Source organism: Pontibacter populi, from assembly GCF_019336435.1.
Classification (GTDB): Bacteria; Bacteroidota; Bacteroidia; order Cytophagales; family Hymenobacteraceae; genus Pontibacter; species Pontibacter humidus.
In genome coordinates this window covers 1,478,900-1,500,354 of the sequence record NZ_JAHWXQ010000001.1, presented here as the reverse complement: position 1 = coordinate 1,500,354, position 21,455 = coordinate 1,478,900, and the positions used below count along the sequence as shown (strand labels likewise).

Sequence of the window (21,455 nt, the reverse complement as noted above, 5' to 3'; positions counted from 1 at the left end):
GTTTCTAATAAAGGCTATACAGTTGCATTGTTAAATGGTTGAAAAGGATGTATCAGAGAATAACATTTTAACCATCAGGCAATTTAACACTTAAGATATGATACAGTTTAAGGAATTTACACTTGATAACGGGTTGCGCGTGATTGTGCACGAAGACCATACATCGCCGATGGCAGTTTTAAATGTGCTGTACGATGTAGGCTCGCGCGATGAAGTAGAAGAGCATACGGGTTTTGCACACTTGTTTGAGCACCTGATGTTCAGCGGATCTAAAAATATACCTGTGTATGATGAGCCCCTGCAGCGCGTAGGTGGCGAGAATAACGCCTTTACCAGCCCCGATATCACCAATTATTACCTGACGTTACCGGCACAGAATATTGAAACCGGCTTCTGGCTGGAATCTGACCGCATGATGGACCTGGCTTTTAGCGAAAATGGCCTGGAAGTGCAGCGTAAAGTGGTGGTAGAAGAATTTAAACAGACCTACCTGAACCAGCCTTACGGCGATGTGTGGCTGAAACTTCGTCCGCTGGCTTATAAGAATCACCCTTACAAGTGGGCAACTATAGGCAAGGAGATCAAGCACATAGAAGATGCTACGATGGACATTGTAAAAGCCTTCCATAAAAAGCACTACTCTCCAAGCAACGCGATACTGGTAATTGCCGGAAGTATAACATTTGACCTTGCAAAGGAGCTGACCGAAAAATGGTTTGGCCCGATACCTGCCGGCGAAAAGTATACCCGCCACATACCAAATGAGCCAAAGCAATCCGAACCGCGCGTGCTGGAAACTACAGCTGATGTGCCATTAAGCGCCATCTATAAAACATACCACATGCCGCACCGCATCCATCCGGATTATTATGCGATCGATCTGATCAGTGATATTCTGGGCCGGGGCAAGTCGAGCAGGTTATATGAGCAGTTGGTGAAAGAGCAGAAACTGTTCAACTCTGTTTCGGCGTCGGTTACCGGAAGTATAGAACCGGGCTTACTGATTATACAAGGCAAGCTGAACGAAGGCGTAGACCTGCAGGAAGCCAATGCGGCCATCGAAAAGATAAACCAGGAACTGATGGATACCTTGGTAGATGAGCATGAACTTAACAAAGTAAAGAACCAGGCCGAAACCAGCTTAGTATTCTCTGAAATAGAATTGCTGAACCGCGCCATGAACCTGGCTTATGGTAAGCTTTTAGGAGATGCAAACTTTGTGAACACGGAAGGAGAAAAGATACAGGCCGTAACACCGCAAGATATCCAGCGGTGTGCCCGCGAAATTCTCGATCCGAACAATTGCTCTACACTGCTTTACAAGGCTGAGAAAAAAGAACAGGAAGTAACGGAAGAAGTATAGTTTATAGTTACATAAAGTAAAAAGCGTGCTGGTTTTGCTTCCAGCACGCTTTTTACTTTATGTTATAGTTTACCTTCCTGTCGTTTTATAGCGTGAGGGAAGCAGTGTCTGAAATCTATCCTGCCACTCCTGGGGAGGAACTTCTATTATGGTTCAGGATATTATTCTATAGTTGCTTTCCCTTTCAATCTTCCCGTAAAACAAGAAGCTTTCCGCTGTTATAGTTTCATTTATAGTTCTATAGTTACGGCAGAAGCATCTCTTTCTCTAGTTTGATTTTCTGTGAAAAGATCCTGTTAGTTTCTAGTTGTGACATTCACCTTCACTGAGTTTCATTTACAGAATGACAGGAGATTTCAGTCGGCCTTGAGCAGAATAGGACCATCCTACTCTTTGCCTCGGTAAGGTAGAGTTTGTTAGGTAGGTTATAACCGAACCTTATCTATCCACTTCGCCCAGCACGATATCTACGGAGCCAACTATAGCAATCAGGTCGGCAACCATGCAACCGCGGCTTATTTCGGGCAATACAGACAGGTTTACAAAGCTTGGCGCACGGCCATGGCAACGGAAAGGCACATCACTTTTATCAGTTGTCCGGAAGAAGTAGCCCAGCTCACCGCGCGGTGTCTCGCCCCGGAAATATACTTCCTGCGAGCCAACCATACGTAGTTTTTTAGGACAGGCTGCTTGCGGATCGAAATCAGGAGCACGCTTATAGTCGCCGGTCAGCCTATCCAGGCACTGAACTATAATTTTAGCAGATTCGCGGCATTCGAGTGCCCGCACATAGTTGCGATCCCAGCAATCACCGGTAGTGCCAACCATACCTGTGCCGATTGGTACTTCAAAATCAAGTTCAGGGTACACACTATAGCCATCTATGCGACGCAGATCGTACTTCAGGCCGGAGCCACGCAGCATCGGGCCGGAGCAGCCATAGTTTATGGCAACATCCAGCGGCAACACACCTACATTGGCAGTGCGGTCTATAAAAATTTTATTCTCTAAAAGGATGGTATCGAGTTCGTCCAGCTTAGGCAGCAGGTAGTTTATAAACTCGCGGCAGCGCTCTTCAAACCCTATTGGCAGGTCATAATACAAACCGCCCACCCAGATATAATTGTATAGCATACGTGCGCCCGAAACCCACTCCAGCAAACGCTGAATGTGCTCTCGGTCGCGGAGCAGCCACAGAAACGGCGTAAAAGCCCCGATATCAATAGCATAAGTACCAATAGCCACAAAATGCGAGGCCAGGCGGTTAAGCTCAGCCACCAGCACACGTATGTATTCTACCCGCTTCGGAATCTGGTCCGTAATGCCCATCAGTTTCTCTACGCCCATGCACCACACATGCTCCGAGTTCATGGCGGCCAGGTAGTCCATGCGGTCTACGTAGGGGATGGTCTGGTTATAGGCCATGTGTTCGGCGTGCTTTTCGAAACAGCGGTGCAGGTACCCAATGTGCGGCGCCACCTCCTGTATCACTTCACCATCTGTTATCACTTCCAGGCGCAGTACGCCGTGCGTGCTTGGGTGCTGCGGCCCCATGTTCACGATCATCTCGCCCGCCTTCAGGCCATCCAGGCTGAACTTGTTCGGCTCCGACTGCAGCAGGTATTCTTTGTAGATGGTGGACAAGGCGCTAATGATTAATGTATGATGACTAATGAATAGCAAAGTTCGGAAAAATGGGGGAATTCTGCAGGGGTTTGTTTTAGGGGGTGATTTTTGAAGGAGATTATATTGTTCAAGGAATATATAGTATATTCGTTAGCTTAGTTACGCCTATACAGCTACCGTTAGCTGGCTAAACGTAATAATTACATGTATCCAGTAGTTAGCCAAAACTGAAAGTATGAAAGACTGGAATTCCATAAAGCAAGAACTATATTATGAAGACGGGTCTCTAAGGGATATTCTAGTTCTTAATACAAACAGAGAAGACTGGAGGAAATGGAGTTCTCTTGTCAATGATAATTATAAGGTAGAGTTCTACAACGGAAGGACACTAAAAACTGAATCAAGAATCGATTTAGAAGTGGTATTCAGCTTTTGGGAAGATTCAGGGTCATTTGATGAACCAATAAAAGCCACAATAAAATTAGGGGAAGTCAACATCATGTGTTATTTCTTCATAGAAAGCGAGATTGAAAACGACATCGAACCAAGGGAAGTTAAAACAGAAGAAAACCACCAAGCGATACTCAGCTACCTACAATCTGTTGCTGATATACTTGGTAAAAAAGTTGTGTTGACACCAGAAATGGAAGCAGAGACAATCTTACTAGAAATTTAAAAACAGCATTGGCTAACAAGGTATAAACTTCACCTCGGCCGATGGCCTTCGCGGTCGTTTATACGAGCCGTTAGCAGCCATTTCAAAAACGAACCGACAAATAATCACTGATAGAAATCCAGATAATGGAACAATTAAATATTCAAACAGAACGGCTTAAAATTCGGCACATCGATTTAGCAGACCTTTCTGACTTTCATCTATATCGCTCAAACCCAGAAATTACAAAATACCAGGGTTTCGATGTGATGACAATTGAGCAAGCTCAGGAGTTTATTCAGGACAATTCTACAAAGCATTTTGGGAAAGCCGGAGAATGGGTACAATATGGCATTGAAAATAGGGAAACAAGCCAACTTATTGGCGATTGTGCCATCAAACTCGATTCCTATGATACAAGAATTGCAGAAATTGGTATTACTATTTCACACCTTGAGCAGAAAAAGGGCTATGCTAAAGAAGTGATGCTTGGTGTATTGCGTTTTCTTTTTGACAATAAAGAAATACACCGGGTAGTTGAAATTGTGGACGCTGAAAATATTGCTTCGATCAATCTCTTGAAAAGCATAGGATTTAGACAGGAAGGGCATTTCATAGAAAACATCTTCTTCAAAGGAAAATGGGGAAGCGAGTTCCAGTATGCCATGTTGAGACGGGAGTGGGAAGAGAAGAAGATTGGCTAGAACAGAAGCGTGGAACTTATACCTGAAAAAAGAACCCCAGTAGCTAACAGCAACTAAACAGTAGTCCTCCCCATCGCTTAGCTAAGACGTGTTAGGTAACATTACAAAGTATAGAAGTACCTATAATCTAAATGAAAAGGACGCAACGAGAGGAAATCATGCATTGGGCATCAGCTCACCTTAGGAGTTCCTATTTAAAAGGAAGTTCCATATAGTTACACTATTCATTCTTGCTTTAGTAGCTTAATAAGATTAACCCTCTCCTGCCAGGCCCCTTGCGCCGCCTTACATCCGCATTGTATCAACACAACCTATCTACTGCCCAATAAAGTAGCTTTGGAAAATGGCTGCTGCCGTTTATTTCCCTTCTCCTTCTCACTCTTTCTAATCTAGTCTGTTCGTCGAAAATCCGCCGAAGTTCACGGATAATAATGTATGGTTCATATAATAAAGTCAGCGGTACATTGCAATACAAGGTACTATGTACTAGATTCACTCCATGGAATTACCTCATACCCTCATTATTCAGCATGTAACCTTTGCACCGTGATGAAAACAGAATTAGCAAAAAGGAGAGATTGCCAAAGGCTGAATTTATAAATCAAAGGGTGTAGGTGGTAAAGGAATAGTATACCACTTTCCTACAATGAGTTTACCTTTTATACTTTGCGGCTTATTTCTCATTGCACAGTACTGCATAGTTGCATTTTTAAAGAAATAAATCACTGGGCAATCCCAATTATTCAACCAATAGATACATGAAAAAAATAGTACTCTTTGCTTTTCTAGGCCTCTTTCTCTTTTCCCAGCAAGGGCTTTTTGCCCAGTCTTGCGGAAGTCGTCAGTTAGACCCCAATATAGCAGCCTTCTTGAAAATGATTGGCTACAAAGACCGGACACTTGAAGAGCTTCGTAGCACTCCCATTGAGCAAATCAAATATGTAGACCTGCCACTAAGGCCCTATCCCAAAGAAGATGTGCAGCGAATTAAGATCACAGCCGACAGCATTCCGGTACTCGTCTTTAATCCCCTGCAAAAGAAAAACCTTCCCATTATTATCAATTACCACGGAGGTGGTTTCATTATGCCGTTGTTGCCGGGGTGGGAGTACTCTCTATGGCAAGAAGCAAAGACCTTTGGCGCCATTGTTTTTGCCGTTGACTACCGGGTAGCACCGGAACACAGATTTCCAGCTGCGGTGAATGACAGCTACAATGCCTTTAAATGGATTGCCCAACACGGAAGTAAATGGGGTGGTGACACCAGTCGCATTGCCTTACTTGGCAATAGCGCCGGTGCAAACCTGGTAGCAGTAATTGCCCAAAAAGCTAAAAAAGAAGGCATTAGTCATAAAATCAAGGTGCACATCATGAACGGACTTCCGATTGACCTTCGTCCGAAGAATATGGAAACTTCCGTTTCGTATCAGCAAAATGCCAAAGGATATTTTCAAACAAAAGACGACTGTTATTTTGCTCTAGAGACCTATGCGCCGGGGCAATATAATAATCCGGAAGTGTCTCCCATTTTGACCAAAAACCTGAAAGGCTTACCGCCAGCAGTAATTATTAATGCCGAATTTGACCCGCTAAGAGATGATGGAATATTGTATGCCGCCAAACTAAGAAAGGCGGGTGTTAAGGTCTGGGACAAATGCTTTGCCGGGCAGATCCATTGCCTGATAGGATTACAGCCAGGAGCTCCTGCAATGAAGGACTATGAAAACCTTATCAAAACGGCCATGAACGAAGCTTTTTCAAAGTGACAGGTTTATGTATAACCGGCTGGATTATGGATATAAAACCTACCCGTCGATAATGCCTGGCAGATCGACTACTCACATAAAACATGAAAAAATCGAAAAAGATCATCAAAACACTTTTTAAGTGGGGCATACTGGTGTGGGCAGGTTATTTGGTAATAACCACTTTAATATTTGGGCACGCTTATATTGATGAAGCAAAATACGAGTACCCCATTTACTGGTCAGGGATTGATGCTTATTTTAAAAATGAAAAAATTGAATTTGCTCTGAACAAGCCTGTTGATTTGAAATTAAAAGGTATAGACGGACCCTACATTTATGGCAACTATAAATATTCTGTAGATGCACAAAACAAGCTTCTAAAAGCACCTTTTGATAAGCAGCATCCTATAACGGGTACAGGTAGCAAATGACGATAGCGACTCATTTGAAGCTAACATAAAGGAAACACACCACATAGAGCCATATAGTTATGAGTTATCAGCTAAACTGATAGCCATCTCCGATATAGAAGGGAATTTTGATGCCTTCTATAGTTTCCTTGTAAAGAATGGTGTGATGGATGAAAAGTATAACTGGGCATTTGGAAAGGGGCACCTGGTGCTTAATGGTGATTTTGTTGATCGAGGAGGCGATGTAACGCAGGTGCTTTGGCTGATTTATATGCTGGAAGAAAAGGCTGAAAAAGCAGGCGGGAAAGTGCATTACATTATCGGTAACCATGAAATAATGAATCTTTATGGCGATAACTCGGATACCGATACTAAATACGTTGCGGTTGCCAAGCAGATAAGTGGCAAGAAAAATTGGGATGAGGCAGGGAGGTACTTGTTCTCAGCAGAGTCTGAATTAGGGAAGTGGCTGAGAAGTAAAAATGTGGTTGAAAAGATTGGCGATTATGTTTTTGTGCATGCTGGCATTAAATCGAAACTTATAGAAGAGAACCTGACCATTCCGGAAATAAACAGCATAGCCAGAAAGTATTATGGCCTTCGGACGAAAGGGCTGGCATTGAACCAGAAAGAACAGCTGGTATTAAATTCATACGACAGTCCTTACTGGGATAGAAGCTACGCCATGAATGTACTGATTGCAGGAGTTTTTGCCTTCAATGATCCTTTAAATGCTTCTTTTCACACAACTACACAGGAGGAGGCTGAGCAGATCTTACAATTCTATGATGCGGCTAAGATGGTGGTGGGCCATAATGTTGTAAGTGATATTACCACAGACTATAAGGGTCATCTCATCAAAATAGATGTAAAGCATGGTCATGAGAAATACAGTGGCAAGACCAAGGGCTTGCTCATAGAAAATGGAATTGAATATAAAGTAGATGATTTAGGTAAAAAGACTAAATTGTGATATCTGTTGGTGCGAATCTGTAGCTAATGCTTATAGAGACAAGGACAAAAGTTAAAAGCTCGCATTAGCAAGAATGTTTCATTCCTAACTATAGTTTACTAAAACCACCCTTAACCAAACCTGCTCTGAATATGAATACAGAATGGCATTTCCCGGTAATGATCTTTGCCTCACTGCTTGTGTTCTTTCTTGTAATAAGAGCGGTTTTATCAGCACATGAGTTTAGGGAGAAAAAGTATACGGTTGCACTACTCTCTGTTTTGGTGGTTATAGTAGGGATGCTGTTTGGCAAATACGGCGCTACCCTGGGGTTGCCCTGGTGGGTTTACTACCCGATTCCTATGCTGATGACAGTCTTGTTACCCCCGTTCGTCCTGAAACTGAGAAAAACTAAAACAGCCCTGTACCTGGTTCTAAGCTTTCTATCAGCACCTTTCATACACATATTTTTCTCTTTCTTCTTCAGCTGGACGGAATACATGCCCTTTTGGAAAATCCCATCTGCACAGATTTTATTTAGTTAAAAGAACAAGAGTAAACTTATCTTCAGCATTTGGCCAGGAACACAAGCAAAAACTTCACACCTCATGAAAGCAGCAGTACATACCCGATACGGGCCACCCGAAGTGGTAAGCATACAGGAGGTTCCTAAACCTGAGCCAAAAGACAATGAAGTGCTGTTACGGGTCCACGCTTCTACCGTTAACCGCACCGACAGCGGGTTCCGGAGTGCGGAATATTTCATTTCGAGGTTCTGGAGCGGCTTGCTCAAGCCTAATTACCAAACACTTGGCTGCGAATTTGCTGGCCAGGTAGAGGCAGTTGGTAGAGCAGTGAAATCAGTGAAGGTCGGGGAAAAGGTGTTCGGCTATAACGACAAAAAGTGCGGCGGACATGGCCAGTACTTAACATTGGATGAAAACGATGCATTTACAACTATACCGGAAGGCCTGACCTACGAAGAAGCCGCCCCGATCACAGAAGGAGCTCACTACGCCTTGGGCCACATTCGGGCAGCAAAAGTCACTAGCGAGCATGCAGTGCTGGTGTATGGGGCAACGGGTGCTATTGGCTCGGCTGCGGTACAACTGCTCAAACATTTCGGGGCGCACGTAACGGCCGTATGCCATACCAACCACGTTTCACTTGTCAAATCGCTAGGAGCTGATGTGGTTATCGATTACACAAAGGAAGATTATGCCCAGACAGGCCGCTTGTATAGTGTTGTGTTTGACGCTGTCGGGAAAACGTCGTTCGGGCATTGCAAACCGGTGCTAACAGAAAAGGGCATTTATATCTCCACAGAGCTCGGCAAAAACTGGGAGAACATCTACCTCGCGCTATTAACACCGCTACGGAAGGGCAAAAAGGTGCTGTTTCCTATACCTACCATTAGCAAAGCCGACGTGGAGTTTCTAAAGCACCTGGTAGAGCAAAAGCAGTTTAAACCTTTGCTGGACCGGATATATCCATTAGAGCAGATCGTTGATGCTTATAAATACGTGGAGACAGGTCAGAAAATCGGCAATGTAGTTATCATACTGCCTTGCTAAATAACCTGCAGCTATCGGTAGCATAAAAGTCTATAGTTGCGTAAGCGGTTTCAATTTTACCGGACAGATATTATATAGATCTGATAATATATAGTATATTCGTTAGCGGAGCTTTCCTTCCTGGTTAGGTTCTGCGGATAAACGTTGTTCTATATCCTCTATTCTATAGTTCCCGGCCATTTTAACCATTATGAAACAGACGATTACACTTATCATCTTCCTGGCGCTCACAAGTCTTTGTTCCGCGCAGACTTTTCAGGCCGACTTTAACAGATACTGCCAGGAAAACGACACCCTGAAGCAAAGGGAAACCTTATTGAAGTGGGAAAAAGCCAACCCAAAGGACCCGGAACTCTTTACCAGTTACTTCAACTATTATTTCCTTAAGTCAAGAGAAGAGGTTGTTTCGCTGACCACAACGCAGCCAAAAGGAGAAAGTCTGGTGCTTTCTGACAACACAAATAAAGCAGCCGGATATATGGCCAGCGAAGTTGTTTTTAATAGCTCCACGTTTAAAAAAGGGCTTGAGAAAATAGACGAGGGGATTAAACTATACCCTGACCGGCTCGACATGAGATTCGGAAAAATATACGCATTGGGGCAGGCGGGCGATTGGCAAAATTTTACTGATGAGATAGTTACTGCCATTCAATACTCGAAAGAAAACCACAACCAATGGACATGGACCAACAACGAAAAACGCCCGGATGGCAAAGACTTTTTTCTATCCAGTTTACAGAATTATCAACTGCAGCTCTATAATACCGGAGACGACGAGTTGCTGATAAATATGAGAACTATAGCTACTGAAATTCTGAAGCTGTATCCCGATCATATTGAAAGCTTGTCAAACCTATCGGTTACTTACCTACTAACCGGCGAGCATGATAAAGGAATTGCCCCGCTCTTACAGGCTGAGAAGTTGAATCCGAAAGATGCTATAGTGCTGGCAAATATTGCCCAAGGGTACAGGCTAAAGGGTGATAAGAAAAAAGCGATCGAATATTACGACAAAGTAATTCGGTATGCTGATGATGCAGAAATGATCTCTGTGTCTAAAAGGCACATTGAAAAATTAAAGTAACCAATATTACCAGAGATAGCCTGTTGCCGCAAAAGCTACCTATAAACTATACCAGGCAGCTAAGCAGATATTTAAATACCAGTTACAGACTAAGCAGCCATAAACCAATCTTCTAAATGAAACAAACTATAGCACGCCTGTTAGGCCTTGTACTGGTTATAATGCTCTTTAGCTCCTGCGAAAAAGAGAATGAAGCACCGGCAGATATTTTGCTTTCTACTACCTGGAAACCGGGGATGCAGGATAAAAACCCGGCTACCAACCCTCCCGGAAATGTAAGATATTTTGCTGTGTTGACATGCCAGCAGGATGATACTTACCACTTTGATGCGAAGGGGACCTTAACAATTAATCAGGGAGCCAATAAGTGCAACAGCGATGAGCCCACAATTGTAAGCCTGCCTTACACTTATAACAGGACCACAAAAGAGCTGATAATTGGCGGTAAGAAATATATGGTAGCAGAAGAGTCTGAACAACAGGTTAAATACTATGCTCCTGTGCCTTCCGCTACAGGGTTTGAACATCTTATTTTTCTGCTCCATAAAAATTAATCTGCCAGATAATACGACTACCTCTCGCTCATGAAATTTCAATATCTGTTTCTGCTTATCCTGCTGCTAGTCGCTGACATTTTTGCTTATACCGAAGTGGTGGCCCTGATCCGGCTGCCTTCGGATGCATCAGTTATAGTTGGCCTGTTACTGCTGGTCTTACTTATAGTCGTTAATTTTATAGTTATCCGTTACACCCTTTCCAAATTCAAAGCTTAATGAACCGCCAATTAATTACCTGGGCTATAGCCTCTGTGCTTATACTTGTATTTTCTGTTACCGCCATGACCTCCTGCACACGCATAGATGCCGGGCACGAGGGCATACTGGTTAAATTATATGGTACCGATAAAGGCGTACAGGACGTGAGCCTGGTAACAGGGCGTGTTTGGTACAACCCGTTCACCGAAGAAGTATACCAGTTCCCGACTTTCGTGCAGACCGTAGACTATAGCCCTTTTACAGTTAATGCCAAAGACGGCTCTGTTTTCACCGTGGATCCTACTATTTCGTTCCGGGTATTGCCGGGCGAGAGTCCACGCATTTTCAGCAAGTACCGCAAAGAGATTGGCCAGATTACCGAAACCACGCTCTATAACTACACGCGCGACGCCTTCCGTATTCAGTTCAACAAATACTCTACTGATAGCATCATTTCTAACCGGCAGTCTTTCGAAGATAAGGTACAGTTAGCGCTTGGCGATGCCTTACGCAAAGAAGGTTTCGACCTGGAGCAGATGACCAGCGGTTTACAGTACCCGGAAGTGATTGTGCAGGCCGTGAACCTGAAAAACAAAGCCGTACAGCAAGCCATGCAGGTAGAAAACGAACTGAAAGTTGCCGAGGCCCAAGCCCGTAAGAAGATTGTGGAAGCCGAAGCAGAAGCCCGCGCTAACGAGTTACGCCAGCGTACACTAACTCCGTTGCTAATACAACAGCAGTTTATAGAAAAGTGGAATGGCAGCACGCCGCTCTATGGTAATTCGCCTACGTTTTTCAAGAATGTACAGTAATTCATAGTTGCTGTGATATCAGAAAGGCTGCCAGATTGGTAGCCTTTTTTCTTATAGTTTGATAGCATCCCAAGCACAATATAATAGCCTGAACTATAGCAAAGACAGCAACTGCTTTTTGAGGGCAGGATTGTTTCATTCTGTTCATCTCAATTTCAAATAGCGCCCTCGCTCGCGTCCCGCGAGTGTGAGGTATTTGGTGGCGTCCCGCCACGTTAGTTAAAACTATTGCTAATGGCAAAATATACCTTCAGGCAACTATAAGCTATAGTTAAAGCGGCCAGAGTCCGCAGGTAACACACACTCGCGAGACGCGAGCGAGGGCAAAGAGTAGAATAAAGACTCTAACCTTCAGGAAACTACAGGGTTTAAAGCGCTAACTATAGCACTAGCCCTAAAGCTCCCCGCCTTAGACAAGTAGGGGTTGAGGTGGTTAGAACACGTAAACTATAGCCAGCACAGTTTCTGTCCCTACTGGGCCAGTTGAGTTACAAACTCAACACCAAAATAAAACCACAAGTTGAAAACTTGCGGTAGAATAGGCTAACTATAAAACTATAGGCACAACTATAGCAAAGGCTATCTATGGCAGAAATGGGTAAACTACAAACCTACTCCGGTTTTTCCCGCATGTCCGGGAATTGCTCGTGTGGGTGGTTGGTAAGCTTGATTGGTTCACCACGGAAGCCACTGTTCTCATTATGGTCGTCGTAGGGTACTTTTATGCCGTGGTAGTAATCCTGCAGTTTATAGTCTTTGCGGAGCGGGTGGCCTTCCCAGTCGGCGGCGCAAAGGATGCGGCGCATGTCAGGGTGGTTGGTAAAGTAGATGCCCAGCAGGTCAAATATTTCACGTTCCTGCCAGTCGGCGGTGCGCCAGATGTGGCTTATAGTTGGTACAGCAGGTATAGGTTCGTTTTCGATATTACGCGGCACCTGTACTTTTAGCGTAAGGCGATGATCATAAGGAATGGAATACAGGTTATAGGCAACTTCCATAGTTCCGGCTTCGGGGCCGTTATCTATGCCAGTAATGCAGGAAAGAAAATCGAAGTAGGTTTGTTCGTTGTCGTGTAGCTCCAGGCATACATCAGCAAGGCGCTCAGTTTGCAGCACCAGGTAAGGCTGCAGCCCATCGGCCTTTTCGGCAACTATAACCTCAGCACCAAACTTCGCAACTATAAAATCCTGTAATTCCGCAAACTCCATATCTTAATTATTAATCAGGAATGATTAATGAGTAATAACCGTAAAGTAAGAATTCTAATTACACATCCACCATTATACACTCATTCGTTTTGCCATAATCTGCTGCACGGCTCTTGGAGCACGTATTGTTTCCTGGCGGATGATCTCCTGTAGTTTCAGGAAACCGCCGATCAATGCTTCAGGGCGAGGCGGGCAACCAGGCACATATACATCCACTGGTATAATACGGTCTACGCCTTTAACTACATGGTAACCGTGCTCCCAGTATGGGCCACCGCAATTAGAGCAACTTCCCATCGAGATTACGTAACGTGGCTCCGGCATCTGCTCGTACAGGCGACGAACGCGGTCAGCCATTTTAAAAGTAACAGTACCAGCCACAATCATTACATCAGATTGCCTCGGAGAAGCTCGCGGTATAATGCCGAAACGGTCCAGGTCATAACCCGACGCGTAGGCACCCATCATTTCAATAGCACAGCAAGCCAGGCCAAAACCCATCGGGAACAGCGAGGTTAGTCGCGCCCAGTTCAGCAGGTCGTCCAGCTTGGTAATTACAATGCCGCCTTCTCCGGTTTTATCCACAGGTTTTAAATGAGTAATGATGAATTAGTAATGAATAAACTATAGTTAGTCGGTCGTTGGTGCCTTATCTGCTTTGCTACTGTTATATTTCCGCTCGTTTACGCGCTGGTATAGTTCGGCAGGTATTTTTGAGCGGCTCTTCGGGATAATCGGGGCAGGTTTTATCCAGTCGAGGTGGCCCTTTGCCCAGGCATACGCTAAGCCTAATACCAGTATACCGATAAAAATAAACATCTCGATCAGCGAGAACCAACCCCACATGCCATCAGTGGCCTCTATCAGGTCTCTGCGCCCAAACACCGTTGCCCACGGAAACAGGAAGGCCAGCTCTACATCGAAAATAATGAAGATCAGCGCCACTACGTAAAAGCGCGGGTTAAACTGCACCCACGAGTTGCCAATAGGTTCTTCCCCCGATTCGTAGGTCGTCAGCTTCTCAGCATTTGGCCGGTTCGGGCGAATCATCTTTGCTGTAAGCAGGCCGATAACCACAAAAATGGCCCCACCTACCAGGAAAAGCAGGATCGTTCCGAAATCTGAAGCATAGGTTTCCGCCATAGTTAGCCGTGTTTACACAAATTTACGATAAAATAAATTATCCCGCCCGCGCTGGTTTAAATTCACAGGAGAGAGGTATTTGTCCGGATCAGGATTTACAGGATTTTAAGATTGTCAGGCTTAAGATCTGGCGGCGTGTGAAGTTCTTGCTAGTGTCTCGGGTAGGAAGTAAAAATCCAAGCCCCTCTCAGGAGAGGGGATTTTGGCTATAGTTATAGTTTAGGATGATGTTCTATAGTTAGCGTGGTTCAACCACCCCTTTATCCCCTCCTTGCCTAAGGCGTGGAGCTTTTAAGACATTGCTATAGTTTACTTTATAGTTCTGTAGTTGCTGTTTTAACACCCCTGTAGTCCACTCAAGGGGACAATTCTGATTTTACCAATTTCTAAACTATAGTGCTATAGTTACAACTCAAGGTAGGACAGGTTTACCTGTCTCCTCGAAAGTATAGCCAAGATCAAGCGATGCAACTATAACTATTCAAATCAAACTATAAAGATAGCTATCGAACTGATTTCAGTCTTTGGGTTGAGCGCCTTGTGAATATCTGGTGCCTGTAGGGCATTGCGAGGCACGAGCAAAAGAGATTCGCGCAGCGCGATGCCCGAAGACGAGGCCTCCCGGCCATGAGGGCACCAAAGCCAGCTATGACAACTATAGGTACCTAGAGCTCCCAGGATGAAAGAAAGTTTGAAAGGATAGCTTCATTCCATTTGTGACTGACTTCGACTTAAAGCTGGGATAGATTTCTCACTGCGGTCGAAATGACAGAAGAAAGGAAACTGTAATAAACTGCTAGCAAGGACTCCACCCACTCCTAAATCAATAATAACCTTTAAACTTCTAACCCGGTAATTATAAACTCAAAGATCAAACTATAAACCATGCTGACAGGCCGCGTAAATGCTCCGGATTTAACTACAGCCTACGGCTGGCTGAATACTGACCGTGACTGGTCAATTAAAGACTTACGAGGCAAAATTGTGCTGCTGGATTTCTGGACATTCGGCTGTATTAACTGCCAGCATATTGTGCCCGACCTGAAACGCCTGGAGGAAGAATTTGCAGATGTGCTGGTGGTGATTGGTGTGCACTCAGCTAAGTTTGACGCCGAAAAGCAAAGCGAAACTATAAAGCAGGCTATCCGGAAATTCGGGATTGAGCACCCGGTCGTGAACGATGCAGACTATAAACTATGGGACCAGTACGGGATAAAAGCCTGGCCAACTATAGTCTTGATAGACCCGAACGGCAAAGTGGTAGGGCAACATGCCGGCGAAAGTGTTTACGATACGGTGCACCCGTACATCCAGCGACTGAAAGGTGAATTTAAAGAATCGCTGAACTATGAGCCTGTCCGTTTCCACGTGGAGCATAGCGAAAGCACTATTTTATCCTTTCCATCCAAACTCATCAGCGACAACGAGGGCAATATTTACCTTTCTGACAGCGGGCACAATCGGGTTTTAAAGCTAAACCAACAGGGTAAAATACTGGAGATAATTGGCAGTGGAGAGCAGGGCTTTAACAACGGCGGCTATGCCGATTCGACTTTTTACGAGCCTCACGGACTGGTCCTGCTTGACGATACACTTTACATTGCCGATGCCAAAAACAACGCTATCCGGAAGGTAGACCTGAAACATAGAATGGTAACAACTGCAGCAGGTACCGGCGAACTGGAGTATTATTTTCTGGATGAGAAGGATAGCGAACCTGTAAATTCGAACAGCCCCTGGGACCTGCTTATTCACGGGCAAAATATGTTTATTGCCAGCGCCGGCAACCACCAGGTACTGCGCATGGACCTCGAAACCGGTAAAATATATCGCTTTGCTGGCTCCGGCCGCGAAGCCCTTACAGACGGACATCTGCTCGAAGCGGCTTTTAACCAGCCCAGCGGATTGGCTATAAGCGGGGATGTATTATTTGTAGCTGACGCCGAAGCCAGCGCTATCCGATCTATAAATTTAAGTACCGGTATAGTTCGCACACCGCTTGGCAGAGGCTTGTTCGATTTCGGGGATGTGGATGGTGACGTGGATGATGCGCTGCTGCAGCATTGCGTGGGCGTAGAGATAATAGACAGCGACGTGTACATTGCCGATACCTACAATGGTAAAGTAAAAGTGCTCGACCTGAGTCGTAAACGCATCCACACCTTAGCCAAAGGTCTCCACGAACCCAACGACCTCATCTTCCTGAACGGCAAACTATGGGTAACCAGCACCAACAGCCACCAGCTCTTTAAAATAGACCTGAATACCGGCGAAAAGGAAGAAGTTATAGTTGGTTGATAATTATTGATTGTTATCCTGCAACGTTGTCATCCTCCAAACCCCCTTCAAAGAGTGACTTGATCTGCTATAGCTTACCTTGTCATCTCGAATGTAATGAGAGATCTATCTTAAATTCTAAATAGATTTCTCGCTTTGGCTCGAAATGACAGGTGTAATAGTGCTGTAAGCATTAATGACTAACAATCAACAATTAACAACCAGCAATCAAACTCAGGCTGCTGCCTTCACTATAGACTGCCTGCTGTTTCACTCTTAAAGCCTGCTGTACGTGGCGTTCCTGGTGCATAACTATAAATTCCAGCGTTTCGCCGATACGCATTTTAAGTAGCTTAAAGAATTCGACAGGGATGGCTTTTTTGTTCAGGTTGGAGTTTTTAGCGGCTTGCAGCAGACTTTGTAGTTCCTGCTGATGCTTTAGAAATGCTTCTATAGTTGCCAGGCCTAAAGTACTGTTAGCAGGATTCATGTGCTTTACTGTTTTGTGCTTTTTGCCATTCTGCGGGCGCACTATGTCCAGCGACTTCTTACCTAACCAACTATAGGTAATGCTAGTTACATTGCTGCCATCGGAGTTATCGGCAATAGCCCTGGCAAGGGCTGGGTTATAGTATTGGCTGTAGCGGTTAAGGTGCTCCAGGCACTCCAGTATGCTCCAGCTTTCGGGGGTAGGCTTATAGTTCAGAGCAGCAAGATCCAGTGCCGAAAACTCATTTACTATAGTTTGCTGCAGCTGGCTATTGGTTTGCGAAAGTTGCTCTAAAGTAGTCATGCGTTATGGTTTTATAGTTTACACTACAAAGGTACAGCAGGTTATAAGTGCTAATCCTTGACCGGAATCAAATACTATACTTTACCGCAGCTCAGTGTTTCAGGCGACAAGCGCAGGTACAAAGCGGTATTTTTTTCTGGGCTTTGCTCGAGAAGGGGTCGGAGCTTTAAAAGAGGACTATTCGTTCGAGCTGTAAATTACAAAAGATTCTAAATCTGAAATAAAATACATCTTTTTAGTTTGCTGGGCCATACCTACGACCTTAATTGGCCATTCATTTCTGTGAGCTTCTAAAGCTTGTGCATAATTTTCACTATCCAGCGTTACTTTTATAGTTTCTTTGTTGTTAGCAATTTCTGCTTCAATAAAGACTTCATTTCTATTAGAATGGAGAGGAGAGAGTGATGACAACTTTCTTACATAGCCGACAGCTTCTAATGGTTGTCTCGTTAAGAGGTATTGTTTTAAGGACTTAATGTAGTGATCAAGATACTTAATGCGAGGTTGCACTCTCTCAGTTAATATCTCTCTATATTGGTAGTTAGAATTTAATTGAAACTCTGCGTTGTTAATGTGTGATTTTTTGTAAAAGTCTCTTATAGACTGGAATAATTCAACGTTTATATTCTGCAGATTATCAACCAAATAACTATCAGTGATCTCTGGTATATTTTTACTTATAAAAATCTCATGTTTAATGAAGTCAATTGTGTCAAAAAGTTTAACATTAATTTCTCCTGTATTAATTTTATTGATTGTTGTAAATAATTCTACGTTAGGTATTTCAAACTTTGTGACAAAACTACCCTTTTGAGTCTGTAGAGCTCTACAGCTTTTAAGGAATGCTCCAACTTCTTGCTTCGCTTGTCCAAAAATCAGTTTATTAGAGGCTACATAAGTAACTACCTGTGAGAATATTTTCTTTATTGATTCTAAAGAATCGATGAAACGTTGAAATTGAATACTTCCATCTTCAGTATCGGTATCTATAATCCTAAAGTTTACAATAGAATCCTGTGTAGAGAAGATGGTTTTAAGATCATCCTCATTTAAATGATCATTGTGTATATCATTTAATAATGGAAGAATATTATCAATATATTTAGCGAACCCTGGCTTCTGGTCATCTTTAGGAACTTCTAATAAATAGTCTTGAGGAAGGCCTAGGTAGTGTGGAGGGGTGAGGGATAAAAATAAGTTACCTTCATTATTCTGCTCCCAGCCTCTTGATTCAAAGAAATCAATAATATATTTGCTTTTATACTCCATCAGTTCAATTGAGTAAAAAGTGTATCATAGAAGTTAGTACAGACGATATTAGTTTTAGGTACAGCTATAGTAACAGTGCTTGTATTACTACTTAGTTCAGCATCACTTTGAATTTGATACCAATAGGCACATTTCTTTATTACAAGTTCTTCTGAAGTTAACTTTAACCAAGTCTCTCTTTCCTGTGGGAGAATAAAAACAACTAAATATAAAGGGATAAATGCTCCATTTTCTCTACTCCTCTCAACTAAATCATTGTAGTTTTTTGATTCTAAATCAAACTTTATGAACGGTTTGGATGAATCAGTAAGGTGTCTAACATTATGCTCTAAGGTAGCTTTGATTTGAATATCTATAGCCTTACCCTGAGTTAAATATCTTTTCCTTGTAGGACATACTCTTGCCTTACGAATTGTAAGGTCAGTACCATAATCTCTACCACAAGAATTGAAGTAGCCACTCCTATTAGCTATCATTTCAAGATAACCTTTAGATAGCTCCTCCATAATATCTTGCTCTGTCATTTTGCCTTCAAATATTAACGTCCAATACGTGAAGAAATATAAATTATTCGTTTAAAACTAATATAGAATATTTTATATGTTTTCACCTCCGCTGCTCAAACTTCTCAAAACCTTCCAACTCACCTAACTCCTTCACTTCCACTTTCTCAACTCTCGCACGGCTTGGGCCTTTATGCGCCCAGGCTTCCAGTTGTTTTATAGTTTCGGGATTGCCTTCGGCTTCTAAGTAAACGGTACCATCAGGTTCGTTCTGCACAAAACCGGTCAGGCCTAACTCTTCGGCTTTCTCCTGGGTGCTGGCCCTGAAAAACACGCCCTGTACTTTTCCGAAGATCTTCATGGATACATGTTTATAGTTGCTGCTCATAGTTTATAGTTGCGCCTGGTGTACCTGATGAGTAACGCAGGAACAAACCGCTGGTTTGCGTAAACAATACCAAGTGCTGCTCAGAACAAAACAGCCCCTCGCTGTTGTTATAGTATGGGCGCAAACTATAGGGCGTTCCTGAAATTTAAATTATCTTTAACGCCCTGCTGTTAAGGTGGCAGATACATAAAAGGAAATACGTATGTCATTATTATTCAACGATTTTAAGAGCTGGCAAAAGCATTGCGCTGAAACCGGCGAACCACTATATCAGGCTGTACTCGAATACGAAATTGAGCAGAAGGGCCGAACCGAAGAATTTATCTGGGAAAATATTGCCAAAGCGTACGAAGTGATGAAGGATGCCGTTAAGACCGGCCTCACCGAAAACATGACCTCACGCTCGGGCATGGTGAATAACAGCGCTAAAAAAGTAGCCAACTCGCCGGTAACCGTATTGTCGCCAGAGTTTCAGATGCTGGTGTCGCGGGCTCTCGGCGCTAAAGAAGTAAACTCGTGCATGGGCCGCGTGGTGGCTGCTCCTACGGCGGGTGCGTCGGGTATTTTGCCTGGCACCTTTACCACCCTGCAGGACCTGCATGGCCTGGAGGACAGAAAGATACACGAAGCCCTGCTGGTGGCAGCCGGCATTGCGCTTATTATTGAGCAGAACGCTTCACTGGCCGGTGCCGTAGGCGGTTGCCAGGCCGAAACCGGAAGTGCTGCTGCTATGGCTGCCGGAGGTATTGTTTACTGCCTCGGCGGTAACGTAGATCAGGTTTTTAATGCCGTTGCTATAACCATACAATGTATGCTTGGCCTGGTGTGCGACCCAGTAGCCGGACTGGTAGAAGTACCTTGCATTGTTCGTAACGCCAGCGCGGCTGCTATTGCGTATTCATCGTCGCAGCTGGCCATTGCCGGCGTAGACCCTGTTATACCTGTAGACCAATGCGTGGCAGCTCTCGGCGAAGTAGGCGAAAGCATGGAACGCAAATACAAGGAAACTGCCGAAGGCGGACTGGCCAACACCCCAAGAGCACGCGAAATCGAAAACTTTGTACTGGTGCAGGATGTGGAAATATTGCCTGACGAAGACGCGGTGTAGTTTGGGAGTTTAAGAGTTAGAGAGTTTAAGAATTATGTAGAGACACAATATTTTGCGTCTGAAAGTTAGAAAGGGTAGTGAGCCGCATGGTTCTCTGCCCTTTTTTATAAACTTTTATCAGGAAGATTCATCCAGGGGCAAATATTGTAATTTAATATATAAACTTTCAAGGATTAAACTTTAAGGGGTTATAATATAGATTTTAAGGCATAGGATTTGAAGCTGTTAAGCTATCTGGAGTTTATGTATAACCTTCTCAAATTCAATCCTTGTTATGAAGAAATATTTACTTTTTACTGCAATTGCCGGAGTATTCTCAATTACTGCCTGTACCTTGCCACGTATGGCGCTTGAGTCTTCTTTTCAGCAGGAAGCAGAAGAACTGCCGATAGAAGGTCGAAAGTTTTATAAACCGAATGGCAAATTCTCAATTGGCTCTTACCAGGTAGCGGATGTAAAACGCGGCTGGCGTAATAGTTCCAGGTCTTCGCTCTTCATATACGAAAATGTAGAGGCCAGTCAACGATACCAGTTGAGTGTGCAGGATAGCGCAGGGCAGAAATGGTACATTTACGCAGCGGCAGACTTACAAAAAAAATCACTGAATGTTGATGGCTGGAAATTCAAATTAGCTCCTAACCTGGAATATTATGCCAGCTATTTTACATCCCCTGAAAGCCATGCCTGGCGCTTCATTACCGCCGACCCGGGCCACCCTATGGATCGCGAAGATTTTATGGGACAACTATCTAATGGCGAAACAACCTTTACGGTGAAACCGGTCTATAATTTTGAAGGTAGTAATTTGCCCGTGTCTGAAATTATCGGTTACGAATTCTTATTGGAAAACGAAGCGCAGGCTGCAGTGCAGGTGTTGAATGGTGCGAAAGTATGGATGAAGCCCGAATTAACACCGGATACACGTATGGTGCTGGCCAGTGCTATGGCTTCGTTGCTGCTGTACGAAAAGCTGAACGAAACGGTAGAGAACGGTGAACTTAACTAAGCAGGACTGCTGTTGCGGATTTAACTGCATTTTCATCACATTTTGCAGGATGTTCGTCACATTTACGGCTTCAAAAG

At 43.9% G+C, this 21,455-nt stretch carries 24 protein-coding genes; 15 read left to right on the top strand and 9 right to left on the bottom strand.

The window, feature by feature from the left end:
- Positions 1 to 97: 97 nt before the first annotated feature.
- Positions 98 to 1,363, top strand: coding sequence for a M16 family metallopeptidase (locus tag KYK27_RS06490; protein WP_199109152.1), 1,266 nt, complete (start codon positions 98 to 100; stop codon positions 1,361 to 1,363).
- A gap of 438 nt (positions 1,364 to 1,801) precedes the next feature.
- Here KYK27_RS06490 and KYK27_RS06485 read toward each other — a convergent pair whose 3' ends face one another.
- Positions 1,802 to 3,007 (bottom strand): NADH-quinone oxidoreductase subunit D, encoded by a 1,206-nt coding sequence (locus KYK27_RS06485; protein ID WP_199109151.1) that lies wholly within the window; start codon positions 3,005 to 3,007, stop codon positions 1,802 to 1,804.
- Between the two features lie 217 nt (positions 3,008 to 3,224).
- On the opposite strand from KYK27_RS06485, the gene KYK27_RS06480 reads away from it, so the two are divergent.
- The 11 genes from KYK27_RS06480 to KYK27_RS06430 all read left to right on the top strand — a co-directional run bounded on the left by KYK27_RS06480 (position 3,225) and on the right by KYK27_RS06430 (position 11,683).
- Positions 3,225 to 3,665, top strand: a complete 441-nt coding sequence (locus KYK27_RS06480) for a hypothetical protein (protein ID WP_199109150.1) — start codon at positions 3,225 to 3,227, stop codon at positions 3,663 to 3,665.
- A 125-nt stretch (positions 3,666 to 3,790) separates the two neighbouring features.
- Positions 3,791 to 4,348: a GNAT family N-acetyltransferase gene (locus KYK27_RS06475; RefSeq protein ID WP_199109149.1), complete on the top strand. Its 558-nt coding sequence runs from the start codon at positions 3,791 to 3,793 to the stop codon at positions 4,346 to 4,348.
- A 758-nt stretch (positions 4,349 to 5,106) separates the two neighbouring features.
- Positions 5,107 to 6,114 (top strand): alpha/beta hydrolase, encoded by a 1,008-nt coding sequence (locus tag KYK27_RS06470; protein WP_199109148.1) that lies wholly within the window; start codon positions 5,107 to 5,109, stop codon positions 6,112 to 6,114.
- A gap of 83 nt (positions 6,115 to 6,197) precedes the next feature.
- Positions 6,198 to 6,527, top strand: coding sequence for a hypothetical protein (locus tag KYK27_RS06465; RefSeq protein WP_199109147.1), 330 nt, complete (start codon positions 6,198 to 6,200; stop codon positions 6,525 to 6,527).
- A gap of 25 nt (positions 6,528 to 6,552) precedes the next feature.
- A complete protein-coding gene (locus KYK27_RS06460) occupies positions 6,553 to 7,479 on the top strand; it encodes a metallophosphoesterase (protein ID WP_199109255.1) in 927 nt (308 codons plus the stop codon).
- A 131-nt stretch (positions 7,480 to 7,610) separates the two neighbouring features.
- Entirely contained in the window at positions 7,611 to 8,003 is a 393-nt protein-coding gene (locus KYK27_RS06455; RefSeq protein ID WP_199109146.1) for a hypothetical protein, read from the top strand.
- Positions 8,004 to 8,066: 63 nt separating this feature from the next.
- Positions 8,067 to 9,032 carry an NAD(P)-dependent alcohol dehydrogenase gene (locus KYK27_RS06450; RefSeq protein ID WP_199109145.1) on the top strand — a complete coding sequence of 322 codons (966 nt, stop codon included), beginning with the start codon at positions 8,067 to 8,069 and terminating at the stop codon, positions 9,030 to 9,032.
- A 190-nt stretch (positions 9,033 to 9,222) separates the two neighbouring features.
- The gene (locus KYK27_RS06445) at positions 9,223 to 10,116 is read left to right on the top strand and encodes a tetratricopeptide repeat protein (protein ID WP_199109144.1); all 894 of its coding nucleotides are present in this window, start codon (positions 9,223 to 9,225) and stop codon (positions 10,114 to 10,116) included.
- 116 nt (positions 10,117 to 10,232) lie between these two features.
- On the top strand, positions 10,233 to 10,670 hold the full coding sequence (locus tag KYK27_RS06440; protein WP_199109143.1) for a hypothetical protein: 438 nt from the start codon (positions 10,233 to 10,235) through the stop codon (positions 10,668 to 10,670).
- A gap of 30 nt (positions 10,671 to 10,700) precedes the next feature.
- A complete protein-coding gene (locus KYK27_RS06435) occupies positions 10,701 to 10,889 on the top strand; it encodes a hypothetical protein (protein WP_199109142.1) in 189 nt (62 codons plus the stop codon).
- A complete protein-coding gene (locus KYK27_RS06430; RefSeq protein WP_199109141.1) occupies positions 10,889 to 11,683 on the top strand; it encodes an SPFH domain-containing protein in 795 nt (264 codons plus the stop codon). Before KYK27_RS06435 ends, KYK27_RS06430 begins: the two co-directional genes overlap by 1 nt.
- Before the next feature lie 611 nt (positions 11,684 to 12,294).
- Here the strand turns inward: KYK27_RS06430 and KYK27_RS06425 are convergent.
- The 3 genes from KYK27_RS06425 to KYK27_RS06415 all read right to left on the bottom strand — a co-directional run bounded on the left by KYK27_RS06425 (position 12,295) and on the right by KYK27_RS06415 (position 14,034).
- Positions 12,295 to 12,891 carry an NADH-quinone oxidoreductase subunit C gene (locus KYK27_RS06425; protein ID WP_199109140.1) on the bottom strand — a complete coding sequence of 199 codons (597 nt, stop codon included), beginning with the start codon at positions 12,889 to 12,891 and terminating at the stop codon, positions 12,295 to 12,297.
- Positions 12,892 to 12,963: 72 nt separating this feature from the next.
- Complete coding sequence (nuoB, locus tag KYK27_RS06420) at positions 12,964 to 13,476, bottom strand: NADH-quinone oxidoreductase subunit NuoB (RefSeq protein WP_317195895.1); 513 nt, start codon at positions 13,474 to 13,476, stop codon at positions 12,964 to 12,966.
- 45 nt (positions 13,477 to 13,521) lie between these two features.
- A complete protein-coding gene (locus KYK27_RS06415) occupies positions 13,522 to 14,034 on the bottom strand; it encodes an NADH-quinone oxidoreductase subunit A (RefSeq protein WP_199109139.1) in 513 nt (170 codons plus the stop codon).
- A gap of 885 nt (positions 14,035 to 14,919) precedes the next feature.
- Here KYK27_RS06415 and KYK27_RS06410 point away from each other — a divergent pair.
- Positions 14,920 to 16,332: a thioredoxin-like domain-containing protein gene (locus tag KYK27_RS06410; protein WP_199109138.1), complete on the top strand. Its 1,413-nt coding sequence runs from the start codon at positions 14,920 to 14,922 to the stop codon at positions 16,330 to 16,332.
- Between the two features lie 193 nt (positions 16,333 to 16,525).
- On the opposite strand, the gene KYK27_RS06405 is transcribed toward KYK27_RS06410, so the two are convergent.
- The 5 genes from KYK27_RS06405 to KYK27_RS06385 form a co-directional block, all read right to left on the bottom strand.
- Positions 16,526 to 17,104 (bottom strand): DinB family protein, encoded by a 579-nt coding sequence (locus KYK27_RS06405; RefSeq protein WP_199109137.1) that lies wholly within the window; start codon positions 17,102 to 17,104, stop codon positions 16,526 to 16,528.
- A gap of 177 nt (positions 17,105 to 17,281) precedes the next feature.
- The gene (locus KYK27_RS06400) at positions 17,282 to 18,373 is read right to left on the bottom strand and encodes a hypothetical protein (RefSeq protein ID WP_199109136.1); all 1,092 of its coding nucleotides are present in this window, start codon (positions 18,371 to 18,373) and stop codon (positions 17,282 to 17,284) included.
- Positions 18,373 to 18,897 carry a DUF4365 domain-containing protein gene (locus KYK27_RS06395; RefSeq protein WP_199109135.1) on the bottom strand — a complete coding sequence of 175 codons (525 nt, stop codon included), beginning with the start codon at positions 18,895 to 18,897 and terminating at the stop codon, positions 18,373 to 18,375. Before KYK27_RS06395 ends, KYK27_RS06400 begins: the two co-directional genes overlap by 1 nt.
- 82 nt (positions 18,898 to 18,979) lie before the next feature.
- Complete coding sequence (locus KYK27_RS06390) at positions 18,980 to 19,264, bottom strand: acylphosphatase (RefSeq protein WP_199109134.1); 285 nt, start codon at positions 19,262 to 19,264, stop codon at positions 18,980 to 18,982.
- Positions 19,248 to 19,388 (bottom strand): hypothetical protein, encoded by a 141-nt coding sequence (locus tag KYK27_RS06385; protein WP_199109133.1) that lies wholly within the window; start codon positions 19,386 to 19,388, stop codon positions 19,248 to 19,250. Before KYK27_RS06385 ends, KYK27_RS06390 begins: the two co-directional genes overlap by 17 nt.
- Positions 19,389 to 19,466: 78 nt before the next feature.
- Between KYK27_RS06385 and sdaAA the strand changes: the two genes are divergently transcribed.
- Complete coding sequence (gene sdaAA, locus KYK27_RS06380; protein WP_199109132.1) at positions 19,467 to 20,372, top strand: L-serine ammonia-lyase, iron-sulfur-dependent, subunit alpha; 906 nt, start codon at positions 19,467 to 19,469, stop codon at positions 20,370 to 20,372.
- Between the two features lie 274 nt (positions 20,373 to 20,646).
- Positions 20,647 to 21,378 carry a hypothetical protein gene (locus KYK27_RS06375; protein ID WP_199109131.1) on the top strand — a complete coding sequence of 244 codons (732 nt, stop codon included), beginning with the start codon at positions 20,647 to 20,649 and terminating at the stop codon, positions 21,376 to 21,378.
- Positions 21,379 to 21,455 lie beyond the last annotated feature (77 nt).